The sequence below is a fragment of the Amycolatopsis sp. GM8 genome, assembly GCF_021653975.1.
Taxonomy (GTDB): Bacteria; Actinomycetota; Actinomycetes; order Mycobacteriales; family Pseudonocardiaceae; genus Amycolatopsis_E.
In genome coordinates, this window is record NZ_JAJKFK010000014.1 from 1 (window position 1) to 11,669 (window position 11,669).

An 11,669-nucleotide genomic window follows, 5' to 3' on the forward strand; every position below is an offset into this window, starting at 1 on the left:
CCACTCAACCACCCAAAGATGGTCGCGTTCGACTTGCATGTGTTAAGCACGCCGCCAGCGTTCGTCCTGAGCCAGGATCAAACTCTCCAACAATGTCGAAAAATTTGATTGACTCTCATCAATCTCAAAGGAACCCAAAACGGGTTCAAAAATAAGCTCTACTGGCTTAGTTCACTAGCACACTGTTGAGTTCTCAAACAACACGATTCTTAAACTTCCAGATCCAGTGCGAGCACCAGTCCGACTCGAATTTCTCATCGGGTTTGCGCTGCTCCAGACCAAGGCCACCCACTCTACCACCAACCGGCAGGAGCTTGGTTCGCGACCCCGCGCCACCCGGTCTCCCTGGCGACGAAGAGAAGATTACACCCTGGAAAACGGCGTCACGCAGGGGGGTCACCCTCCGACAAACACGCAGGTCAGGACACCAAACGGACGCCACCGGTGGTGCGCTTGCCGCGACGCACCACGAGCCACTTGCCGTGCAGCGCGTCGGCGGCGGACGGGCGCCATTCCTCGTCGGCGATCTTCACGTTGTTCACGTACGCCCCGCCCTCCTTCACCGCGCGGCGCGCCGCACCCTTGCTGTCCACCAGTCCGGGCGCGAGCAGGAGGTCGACGATCGTCGGTTCGTCGGCGAGCCGGGCCTCGCCGGCCGGGACCTCGGCCATCACCGCGTCGAGCGTCGACTCGTCGAGTTCACCCAGCTCACCCCGACCGAACAGCGCCTGGCTCGCCAGGGTGACCTGCCGGGTCTGCTCCTCGCCGTGCACGAGCGTGGTCAGTTCCTCGGCGAGCTTGCGCTGCGCCGCCCGTAGTTGTGGCTTGTCGGCGGTCAGCTGCTCCAGTTCGGCGATCTCCTCCCGGCCAAGGAAGGTGAACATCTTCAGGTACGGGATGACCTCCGCGTCGGCGACGTTCACGAAGTACTGGAACCACGCGTACGGCGAGGTCATCGACGCGTCGAGCCAGAGGTTCCCGCCGCCGGTGGACTTGCCGAACTTGCGGCCCTCGGAGTCGGTGACCAGCGGCGTCGTCAGCGCGTGCACGGCGGCACCGTCGACCTTGCGGATGTAGTCCACCCCGCCGACGATGTTGCCCCACTGGTCGGAGCCGCCGATCTGCAGCTTCGTGCCGTACTTCCGGCTCAACATCAAGTAGTCGTAGGACTGCAGGAGCAGGTAGCTGAACTCGGTGTAAGACATGCCGTCCGCGGCGAGGCGCCGTTTGACCGTCTCCCGCGCCAGCATCACGTTGATCGAGAAGTGCTTGCCGACGTCGCGCAGGAAGTCCAGCGCGCTCACTTCGGCGAACCAGTTCAGGTTGTTCTCGATGACCGCGCCGGTGGGCGAGTCGTCGAAGGTCACGAACTTCTCCAGTTGCGCACCGATGCGCTGCAACCGTTCCTGGATGACCTCGAGCCCGACGAGGGTGCGCTCCCCCACGTCCCGCGGGTCGCCGATCTGACCGGTCGCGCCACCGGCGAGCACGATGGGCCGGTGTCCGGCGCGCTGGAACCGGGCCAGCGTCAGCAACTGCACGAGGTTGCCGGCGTGCAGGCTGTCCGCGGTCGGGTCGAAGCCGCCGTAGAGCGTGAGCGGCCCGGCGTCCAGGTCCTTGCGGAGGGCGTCGAGGTCGGTGGACTGCGCGATGAGCCCGCGCCAGGACAGTTCGTCGAGAATGTGTTCGCTCACGCCTCGATACTCCCGTACCAGGTCAATCGACTATTTACGGGGTCGGGCCCGGCGGTAGGCCGACACCGCGGGCGAGTCGATCCAGAACCGCCAGGGGGTGTCCATCGCCGCGGCCACGCCCACGCGCGGCCCGGTGCGGATGTCCGCCGCCCGGATCTCATCACCCGTGAACAGGCGCACCGGTGAATCCGGGTCGACGAGATCGGCGCCATTGTGCTCGGGCCCGATGCGCAGCGCGGAGGTCAGGCGCGCCGGTCCCCGGGCCAGCTCGCTGTCGCGTCGCGCGGCTTTCCGGCGGGCGCGGGCCAGGCCGGCACCTTCGGTCACCTCGGCCGCGCGGAGCAGCACCGCCCCCGCGCGACCGTCCTCGCACCCGACCACGTTGGCGCAAAAGTGCATGCCATAGACGAAGTAGACATAGAGATGCCCGGCAGGGCCCCACATCACCGCGTTCCGCGCCGTGCGGCCGCGATAGGAATGCGAGGCGGGGTCGTCCACGCCGCGGTATGCCTCGACCTCGACCAGCCGGGCGGCGACAGTGCCGTCCGGTCCGGTCGTCTCGATCACCGCGCCGAGCAGTTCGTGCGCGAGGTCGAGCGGGTCGACCGCCAGTTCCTCGCGCTTGAACAGTCTCATCGGATGATCGTCAGCCGGCCCATGCCCGGAACCGGGTGACCCGGTCCTCCAGCCTCGCCAGCTGCTCGGCGACGCGGACCGGTGCGGTGCCGCCGCGGGCGTCACGCGACGCGACCGAACCTTCCACCGTCAGGACGTCCCGCACCAGCGGGGTCAGCGCGGGATGGATCTTCTCCAGCTCCTCGTCGGTCAGCTCCTCCAGCCCGACGCCGCGCGACTCGGCGACACGGACGCACTCCCCCGCCGCCTCGTGCGCGACGCGGAACGGAACCCCTTGCCGCACAAGCCATTCCGCGATGTCCGTGGCCAGGGTGAAGCCCGCCGGGGCCAGCTCGGCGAGACGATCGGTGTGGAACGTGAGCGTGCCGAGCATCCCGGCGATCGCGGGGAACAGCAGCTCCAGCTGCTCGACCGAGTCGAAGACCGGTTCCTTGTCCTCCTGCAGATCCCGGTTGTACGCCAACGGCATCGCCTTGAGCGTCGCGAGCAGGCCGGTCAGGTTGCCGATGAGCCGGCCCGACTTGCCGCGTGTCAGCTCGGCCACGTCCGGGTTCTTCTTCTGCGGCATGATCGAACTGCCGGTGGCCCACGCGTCGTCGAGGGTGACGTAGCCGAACTCGGCGGTGTTCCAGATGATCACCTCTTCGGCGATCCGGGACAGGTTCACCCCGAGCATCGCCAGCACGAACGCGAACTCCGCGGCGAAGTCGCGTGACGCGGTGCCGTCGATGGAGTTCTCCACGCTGGACACGAAACCGAGTTCCGTCGCGACGGCCTCGGGATCGAGGCCGAGCGATGACCCGGCCAGCGCACCGGAACCGTACGGCGACTCGGCGGTGCGATCGTCCCAGTCCTGCAAGCGGCTCATGTCCCGCAGCAGCGCGTGCGCGTGCGCCAGCAGGTGGTGTGCCAGCAGGACGGGCTGCGCGTGCTGCAGGTGCGTGCGGCCGGGCAGGATCGCAGCCGGATGCTGTTTCGCTTGCGCCACAAGGGAATCGACGACGTCGAGCGTGCCCACGGTCACCCGGCGGGCGGCGTCGCGCAACCACATCCGGAACAGCGTCGCGACCTGGTCGTTGCGGGACCGGCCCGCCCGCAGCTTGCCGCCCAGCTCGGTCCCGGCGCGTTCCAGCAGCCCGCGTTCGAGGGCCGTGTGCACGTCCTCGTCCGCGAGCGTCGGCGTGAACGCACCGCTTTCGACGTCCGCGGCGAGCTGGTCGAGTGCGGTGAGCATCCCGTCCAGCTCGTCATCGGTGAGCAGGTCCGCGGCACGCAGTACGCGGGCGTGTGCCTTGGACCCCGCGATGTCGTAGGGCGCCAGGCGCCAGTCGAAATGGGTCGAAGCCGACAGCTTCGCCATCGCCTCGGCCGGTCCACCGGCGAACCTGCCGCCCCACAACTGCATCGGCTTGTCAGCCATCAACCTCAGCTCTTCTGGTCGCGCTTCGCGGCGATCTTGCTCGGCAGGCCCCACAGCTGCACGAAGCCCTTGGCCAGCGACTGGTCGAACGAGTCGCCCTCGTCGTAGGTGGCCAGGTTGAAGTCGTACAGCGACTGCTCGCTGCGGCGCCCGGTGACCACCGCGGAACCACCGTGCAGGCGCAGCCGGATCTCGCCGGTCACGTGCTCCTGGCTCTTGGCGATGAACTGGTCGAGCGCGTCCTTGAGCGGCGAGAACCACAGACCGTCGTAGACCAGCTCGCCCCAGCGCTGCTCGACCTGCCGCTTGAACCGGGCCAGGTCGCGCTCCACCGTGACGTTCTCCAGCTCCTGGTGCGCGGTGATCAGCGCGATCGCGCCCGGCGCCTCGTAGACCTCACGGCTCTTGATGCCCACGAGCCGGTCCTCGACCATGTCCAGCCGGCCGATCCCGTGCGCGCCCGCGCGCTTGTTGAGCTCCTGGATGGCCTCCAGCATCGTGACCGGCTTGCCGTCGATCGCGACCGGGACGCCCTTCTCGAACGTCAGCACGAGCTCGTCGGGCGCGCCGAAGTTGAGCGCCGGGTCCTCGGTGTAGGAGTAGACGTCCTTGGTGGGCTCGTTCCACAGGTCCTCGAGGAAACCGGTCTCCACCGCGCGGCCCCACACGTTCTGGTCGATCGAGAACGGGGACTTCTTGGTGACGTCGATCGGCAGGTTGCGCTCCTCGGCGTAGGCGATGGCCTTCTCCCGGGTCCACGCGAAGTCCCGGACCGGGGCGATCACCTTGAGGTCCGGCACGAGCGCGCCGAGCCCGACCTCGAACCGGACCTGGTCGTTGCCCTTGCCGGTGCAGCCGTGCGCGACGGTGGTGGCGCTGTGGTACTTCGCCGCCTCCGCGAGGTGCTTGACGATGACCGGCCGGGACAGCGCGGACACCAGCGGGTAGCGGTCCATGTAGAGCGAGTTCGTCTGCAGCGCGGGCAGGCAGTAGCCCTCCGCGAACTCGTCCCGCGCGTCGGCGACCACGGCGTCGACTGCGCCGCAGTCCAGCGCGCGCTGCCGGATCGTCTCCAGATCCTCACCGCCCTGGCCGAGGTCGACGGCCACCGCGATCACCTCGGCCCCGGTCTCCTCGGCGATCCAGCCGATCCCCACCGAGGTGTCCAGCCCGCCCGAGTAGGCGAGTACAACCCGCTCAGTCATTCCCGTTCTCCTTCACGTCTGTGTCCAAAGTAGACGACCGTCGCGCCAGTGCGGTGAAACGGCCGGCCAGGTCCCGCCCGGACAGCGGTTCCCTGGCGATCACCGCTACCGTGTCGTCGCCCGCGATCGAGCCGACGACTTCTTCCAGCGCTGCCCGGTCGATCGCGCTGGCGAGGAACTGCGCCGCACCCGGCGGTGTGCGCAGCACCGTGAGATTGCCCGAACAGTCCACCGAGACCATCAGCTCGGCGAGCAGCCGCGACAGCCGGGAGGTGCCGCCCTGCACCCCGCGCACCGGGCTGCCGTCCTCGGGGATGACGTACACCGGTGCCCCCGAGTCCGCGCCCCGCAGCTTCACCGCGCCGAGCTCGTCCAGGTCCCGCGACAAGGTAGCCTGCGTGACCTCGACGCCCTCGGCCGCCAGCAGTTTCGCCAGCTCGGTCTGGCTGCGGATGGCCATTGTGGACACCAGTTCGGTGATCCTGGCCTGCCGGGCGGCCCGGCTCATCGTCGTTCGCTCAGCAACCACACCAACAACGCTTTCTGTGCGTGCAGCCGGTTTTCGGCCTCGTCCCACACCGCGCTCGCCGGGCCGTCGATGACCTCGTCGGTGATCTCCCAGCCGCGGTGCGCGGGCAGGCAGTGCAGCACGATCGCGTCCGGCGCGGCCTGGGCGAGCAGCTCGGCGTTGATCTGCAGCTTCCGGAACGGCGTCACCCTGTCCAGGCCGTCGTTCTCCTGCCCCATCGACGTCCAGGTGTCGGTGACGAGCACATCCGCGCCCTCGACCGCCGCCTTCGGATCCGTGAAGACCGTGGCGCTGCCGCCGGTCTCCTCGGCGCGTTCCTTCGCCGCGAGCATGACATCCGCCAGCGGCTGGAAACCCTCCGGCGTGACGAGCCGGACGTGCATGCCCGCCGTCGTGCCGCCGAGCAACAGCGAATGCGCCATGTTGTTGGCGCCGTCGCCGAGGTACGTCAGCGTCAGCCCGGCGAGCTTTCCCTTGCGCTCGCGGATGGTCTGCAGGTCCGCGAGCACCTGGCAGGGGTGGAACTCGTCGGTCAGCGCGTTGACCACCGGCACTGTCGCGGCCGAGGCCATCGCGTTGAGGCGCTGCTGGGCGAAGGTCCGCCAGACCACCGCGTCGACGTAGCGCGACAGCACGCGCGCGGTGTCCTCGATGGTCTCTTCGCGGCCGAGCTGCATCGAGCGGCCGTCGACGATGATCGGGTGGCCGCCCAGCTGCGCGATGCCGACCTCGAAGGACAGCCGGGTGCGGGTCGAGTTCTTCTCGAACAGCACGGCGACCGATTTCGGGCCCGCCAGCGTGCGGTCGGCGAGCGGCTCCTTCTTCAGCCGGTCGGCCAGGTCGAGGACGGCCCGCTGCTCGTCGGGGGTGAGATCGTCGTCGCGGAGGAAGTGGCGTGGCATGTCAGTCCTTCGGGAGGGACGTGTCGAGTACGTCGGGCAGTGCGGCGAGGAAGCCCTGGGCCTGCTCGTCGCTGAGGATCAGCGGGGGCGCGAGCCGGATCGCGTCCGGGGCGACCGGATTGACCAGGTACCCGGCGGCCTGCGCGGCCTGCGCGACCGCGGGCGCCACCGGCTTGCGCAACGCGATGCCGAGCAGCAGCCCGGCGCCGCGGACGCCGCCGACGAGCGGATGCCCGAGCTGCTCGACCCCGGCCGCGATGTCCTTGCCCAGCGCGGAAACGTGGTCGTTGAGGTTGTCGCGCGCGATCGTCCGCAGGACCGCGAGCCCGGCCGCGCAGCACACCGGGTTGCCGCCGAAGGTGGTGCCGTGCTGCCCCGGCCTGAACAGGTCCGCCGCCTCGCCGACGGCGATCGTCGCGCCCAGCGGCAGGCCGCCACCGAGACCCTTGGCGACGGTGAAGACGTCCGGCACGATCCCGCTCTGCTGGAAGGCGAACCAGGTGCCGGTACGGGCGATCCCGGTCTGGATCTCGTCCAGGATCAGCAAAGCGCCGGCGTCCTTGGTGATCTCACGCGCGGCCTGCAGGTAGCCGTCGGGCGCGGGGATCACACCGCCCTCGCCGAGGACCGGCTCGAGCACGACCGCGGCGGTCTCGTCGTCGACCGCGGCCCGCAGCGCGTCGACGTCGCCGAACGGGATGTGCGTGACGCCGGGCATCAGCGGCTCGAACGGCTCGCGTTTGGGCGGCTGGCCGGTGAGTGCGAGCGAACCCATGGTGCGGCCGTGGAAAGCGCCTTCGCAGGCGATGATCTTGCTGCGCCCGGTGAGCCGGCTGATCTTGATCGCGGCCTCGTTGGCCTCCGCGCCGGAGTTGACGAACAGGACCTTCGCGTTGCCGGACAGGCCCGCGATGTCCAGCAGCACCTCGGCCAGCTCGACCGCGACCGGGTTCACATACAGGTTCGAGGTGTGGCCGAGCTTGCCGATCTGCTCGGTGACCGCGCGGACGATCTCGGGATGCGCGTGGCCGAGCGCGTTGACCGCGAGCCCGCCGAGCAGGTCGACGTACTCCTGGCCGTCGGCGTCCCAGACGCGCGCGCCCTCGCCGCGGACCAGGGTCAGCTGCGGGGTGCCGTAGTTGTCCATCAACGCGGATTGCCAGTGCCCCTGGCCGTCCACATTGGACGTTATCTGGTTCATGCGGGCTCCTGTTCGGGAAGGACCATGGTGCCGATGCCACGGGAGGTGAAGACTTCGAGCAGGACGGAGTGCGCTATCCGGCCGTCGATCACGTGAGCGCCGTGGACCCCGCCGCGCACGGCCCGCGCGCAAGCCTCCATCTTCGGGATCATGCCGCTGGCCAGGGTGGGCAGCAGCTGTTCGAGCCGGTCGACCTGGATGCGGTCGATCAGGGACGAGCGGTCGGGCCAGTTGGCGTACAGGCCTTCGACGTCGGTCAGCACGACGAGCTTCTCGGCGCCGAGCGCGGCGGCGAGCGCGCCCGCGGCGGTGTCGGCGTTGACGTTGTGCACGATGCCGTCGACGTCCGGGGCCACGGTCGAGACAACCGGGATGCGCCCGGCGTTGACGATGTCCAGCACCGCGTCCGGGTTGACCGAGGCGACCTCGCCGACCAGCCCGATGTCGACCGCCTCGCCGTTGACCGTCGCGTGCTTGCGCTCGGCGATGAACAGCTGCGCGTCCTCGCCGGAGATGCCGACGGCGTAGGGACCGTGCGCGTTGATCAGGCCGACCAGTTCACGGCTGACCTGCCCGACCAGCACCATGCGCACGACGTCCATCGTCTCCGGCGTGGTGACGCGCAGGCCGCCCTTGAACTCGCCTTCGATGCCGAGGCGGCTGAGCATGCTGGTGATCTGCGGGCCGCCGCCGTGCACCACGACCGGGTGCAGGCCGGCGAGCCGCAGGAACACCATGTCCTGCGCGAAAGCACGCTTCAGCTCGTCGTCGACCATGGCGTTGCCGCCGTACTTGACCACGACGGTGGCGCCGTGGAACCGCTGCAGCCAGGGCAGGGCCTCGATGAGGACGCCGGCCTTCTCCGCCGCCGTGGCCAGCCGGTCGTCGGCGGGGATCAGGGATTCGGGGCGGGTCATGAGGAGTAGGCGCTGTTCTCTTCGACGTAACCGTGGGACAGGTCGGTGCTGTAGATCGTGGCGCCGCTGTCGCCGACGCCGAGGTCGATCACGATCTCGATGGCCCGGCCGGACAGGTCGGCCTGCGCGCGGTCGGCGGCGGTGGTGCCGTTGGCGAACAGGGTGACCCCGTTGATGGCGATCGACAGCGTGTCCGGGTCGATCTCGGCCTGCGCGCGGCCGAGCGCCATGGCGATCCGGCCCCAGTTCGGGTCGGAGCCGAACAGCGCGGTCTTGACCAGGTTGTCCTCGGCGACGGTACGGCCGACGTTGATCGCGTCCTGCTCGCTCGCGGCGCCGTGCACAACGATGTCGACGTCCTTCGTCGCACCCTCGGAGTCGGCCCGCAGCTGGTAGACGAGGTCGAGCGCGACGGCGGTGAGCAACTCGGTGAAACCGTCGACGCTGGGCGCGAGATCGCTGGCACCGGAGGAGAGCAGGAGCACGGTGTCGTTGGTCGAGGTGCCGCCGTCGACGTCGAGCCGGTCGAAGGTCACCCGGGTGGCGGCGCGCAGGGCCGCGTCGAGCGCGTCCGGTTCGAGCATGGCGTCGGTGGTGATGACCGACAGCATGGTCGCGAGGTTGGGCGCGAGCATGCCCGCGCCCTTCGCGATGCCGCCGATGCCCCAGCCGTCGATATGGGTTTTGAAGCTGTGCTTGGGTTTGCTGTCCGTGGTCATGATCGCGGTCGCCGCCGCGAGCCCTGCCTCGGGCGTGCTGTCGAGCGCCTCGGCCGCGGTGTCCACTCCGGACAGCACCGCCTCCATCGGCAGCCGCTCGCCGATGAGGCCGGTGGAGCAGACGGCGATCTCGATCGCGCCCGTGTCGAGCACCTTGGCGGCGTGCTCGGCGGTGGCGTGCGTGTCCTGGAAGCCGGCGGGCCCGGTGGCCGCGTTGGCGCCGCCCGAGTTGAGCACGACCGCGCGCAGTCGCTGCTGCCGCAGCACTTCCTGCGACCACAGCACCGGGGCGGCCTTGATGACGTTGCGGGTGAACACGCCGGCGGCGGCCTGCGCGGGCCCGTCGTTGACGATCAGGGCGAGGTCGAGGGCGCCGGAATCCTTGATCCCGGCCGCCACGCCGGCGGCCCGGAACCCGTTCGGTCCGGTGACGGTCACGGTGCGACTCCTACGGTGGAAAGTCCGGTGGTTTCGGGGAGTCCGAGGGCGATGTTCATGGACTGGATCGCGCCGCCCGCGGTCCCCTTGGTCAGGTTGTCGATCGAGGTCACCACGATCAGCCGGCCGGCGTCGGCGTCCACGGTCACCTGCAGCTGCACGTTGTTGGAGCCCAGCGTCGCGGACGTGACCGGCCACGTGCCCTCGGGCAGCAGCTGGACGAACGGCTCGTCGGCGTAGGCCTTGTCGTAGCCGGCGCGGACGGCCGCGGTGTCCACTTCGGACACCAATGGCGCGCTCGCGGTGGTCAGGATGCCGCGTGGCATCGGCGCGAGGACCGGTGTGAAGGACACGGTGACTCGCTCGCCGGCGACCGCGCTCAGGTTCTGCGCGAGTTCCGGGGTGTGCCGGTGCACGCCGCCGACGCCGTACGCACTCGCCGAGCCCATGACCTCGGACCCGAGCAGGTGCGGCTTGAGGCTCCGGCCAGCGCCGGACGTGCCGGACACCGAGACGATCGAGACCTCGGGCTTGACCCAACCGGCGGCGAGCGCGGGCGCCAGCGCCAGCGACCCACCCGTCGGGAAGCAGCCCGGGACGGCGATCCGCTTGGTACCGGCCAGCTTCTCGCGCGCACCCGGCAACTCCGGCAAGCCGTACGGCCAGGTGCCCGCGTGCTCGCTGCCATACCAGCGCTGCCAGTCGGCCGGGTCGGCGAGCCGGTGGTCCGCGCCGAGGTCGACGACGAGCACCTCGGGCCCGAGCTGCGCGGCGATCGCCCCCGACTGGCCGTGTGGCAGCGCGAGGAACACGACATCGTGCCCGGTCAGGATCTCGACCGTGGTCTCGCGCAGCATCCGGCCCGCCAGCGGCGCCAGGTGTGGCTGATGCTGGCCGAGGAGGGTGCCCGCGCTGCTGGCAGCGGTCAGTTCGCCGATCTCCGCTTCGGGGTGCGCGAGGAGCAGGCGCAGGACTTCCCCGCCCGCGTACCCGCTCGCCCCGACCACCGCGACCTTCACCGTCATGCGAATGATTATGCATGACTACGCAAACTCAATCAATCAGGGTGGTGGCCGGGGCGACGGCGGGTCACGCGTCCTCCATCACCATCCCTTCCGCGCGCTGACTGGGCGGTTCGGGCAGGTACTCCCCCGGCCGCTCGGGATCACAGCCCACTCTCGGCAGCCGCGCGCGGATCCCGCCGGGGCTGCGTTCGAAGTGAACGGCGATCTCGTCGATCGAATCGCCGCGTATCCAGCGGCTCTCCAGTTCGGCGTCCTGCTCGGTCGTCCACGGCCGCCCCTGGTGCGCGGGACGGGCGCGCGTACTTCGCCCGCCCGGCATGCTGATCGCCACGTGATGTCTCAGCGTCTCCGCCAGGACGGACCCGAGTGCGGTGGCGGCCGTCGAGGCGACCTCGAGGTGCCCCTCGGCGACCGCCGCGCCCTGCGGGCCCTCGCCGTTGACGCTCACGACCAGCCGGTCGGGCTGGTCACCGCCCGGCAGCGCGGTGACCTCGATGGAATAGGTGTTCTCGCCGGCCCGGATCTTGGTCCGGTGCTCTTCGACAATCGTCATGCCGGGGAGGCTAGCGACACCCTCCGACAATTTTCGTCACCGACCGCTCGCGGGTGATCGCACTCCGGAGTCAGCTCGCGGTGGTGACAGGTCGCTGACCTGCGGTTATCGGGTTCGTGGGGTGTTCGGGGAAATTTTTTGGACAGCGGTCCGGTGGCTGCGGCAGATCGTCGAACGACGTGGCTCGGGCGACCCGGCGTGGGACCGCACGCGGCCCGGAGTCAGCTTGGTATCGGTCAGGTACAGGTAGGCGGCGTTCGCCTCGGGGTCGAAAGTAATGCGCACCTGCTCATCATGCCGAGCGGTCTGGCGCGCGGAAGACGACGATCAGCCGAGTCGCTACGGCTGCCGGTCGTTGGTGGCGGGCAAGCCCGACGGCCGTGAACTCGTCGTGCCGGTCAAAATTGTCGTACCCCCGACGTACCGTGCT

Annotated in this window: 11 protein-coding genes and 1 rRNA gene; all 12 read right to left on the reverse strand. The window is 69.5% G+C overall.

Translation table 11 applies throughout. The features are described 5' to 3' along the window. Positions 1–93, reverse strand: a 16S ribosomal RNA gene (locus tag LOZ83_RS38390); the annotation flags it as partial. Positions 94–419: 326 nt separating this feature from the next. After that, positions 420–1,694 (reverse strand): tyrosine--tRNA ligase, encoded by a 1,275-nt coding sequence (gene tyrS / locus LOZ83_RS38395; protein ID WP_236796847.1) that lies wholly within the window; start codon positions 1,692–1,694, stop codon positions 420–422. Between the two features lie 30 nt (positions 1,695–1,724). Beyond that, complete coding sequence (locus LOZ83_RS38400; protein ID WP_236796848.1) at positions 1,725–2,330, reverse strand: DNA-3-methyladenine glycosylase; 606 nt, start codon at positions 2,328–2,330, stop codon at positions 1,725–1,727. Positions 2,331–2,340: 10 nt separating this feature from the next. Then, positions 2,341–3,735 (reverse strand): argininosuccinate lyase, encoded by a 1,395-nt coding sequence (argH, locus tag LOZ83_RS38405; protein WP_374202773.1) that lies wholly within the window; start codon positions 3,733–3,735, stop codon positions 2,341–2,343. Positions 3,736–3,755: 20 nt separating this feature from the next. Next, on the reverse strand, positions 3,756–4,955 hold the full coding sequence (locus LOZ83_RS38410) for an argininosuccinate synthase (protein WP_236796850.1): 1,200 nt from the start codon (positions 4,953–4,955) through the stop codon (positions 3,756–3,758). After that, on the reverse strand, positions 4,948–5,463 hold the full coding sequence (locus tag LOZ83_RS38415; RefSeq protein ID WP_236796851.1) for an arginine repressor: 516 nt from the start codon (positions 5,461–5,463) through the stop codon (positions 4,948–4,950). The genes LOZ83_RS38410 and LOZ83_RS38415 overlap by 8 nt, the downstream gene beginning before the upstream one ends. After that, positions 5,460–6,386: an ornithine carbamoyltransferase gene (gene argF / locus LOZ83_RS38420; protein ID WP_236796852.1), complete on the reverse strand. Its 927-nt coding sequence runs from the start codon at positions 6,384–6,386 to the stop codon at positions 5,460–5,462. Before argF ends, LOZ83_RS38415 begins: the two co-directional genes overlap by 4 nt. A 1-nt stretch (position 6,387) precedes the next feature. Beyond that, positions 6,388–7,587, reverse strand: coding sequence for an acetylornithine transaminase (locus LOZ83_RS38425; protein ID WP_236796853.1), 1,200 nt, complete (start codon positions 7,585–7,587; stop codon positions 6,388–6,390). After that, positions 7,584–8,504 carry an acetylglutamate kinase gene (gene argB / locus LOZ83_RS38430; RefSeq protein WP_236796854.1) on the reverse strand — a complete coding sequence of 307 codons (921 nt, stop codon included), beginning with the start codon at positions 8,502–8,504 and terminating at the stop codon, positions 7,584–7,586. Before argB ends, LOZ83_RS38425 begins: the two co-directional genes overlap by 4 nt. Beyond that, a complete protein-coding gene (gene argJ, locus LOZ83_RS38435; protein WP_236796855.1) occupies positions 8,501–9,661 on the reverse strand; it encodes a bifunctional glutamate N-acetyltransferase/amino-acid acetyltransferase ArgJ in 1,161 nt (386 codons plus the stop codon). Before argJ ends, argB begins: the two co-directional genes overlap by 4 nt. Beyond that, complete coding sequence (gene argC / locus LOZ83_RS38440) at positions 9,658–10,686, reverse strand: N-acetyl-gamma-glutamyl-phosphate reductase (protein ID WP_236796856.1); 1,029 nt, start codon at positions 10,684–10,686, stop codon at positions 9,658–9,660. The genes argJ and argC overlap by 4 nt, the downstream gene beginning before the upstream one ends. A 64-nt stretch (positions 10,687–10,750) precedes the next feature. Continuing rightward, positions 10,751–11,239 carry a helix-turn-helix domain containing protein gene (locus tag LOZ83_RS38445; protein ID WP_236796857.1) on the reverse strand — a complete coding sequence of 163 codons (489 nt, stop codon included), beginning with the start codon at positions 11,237–11,239 and terminating at the stop codon, positions 10,751–10,753. Positions 11,240–11,669 lie beyond the last annotated feature (430 nt).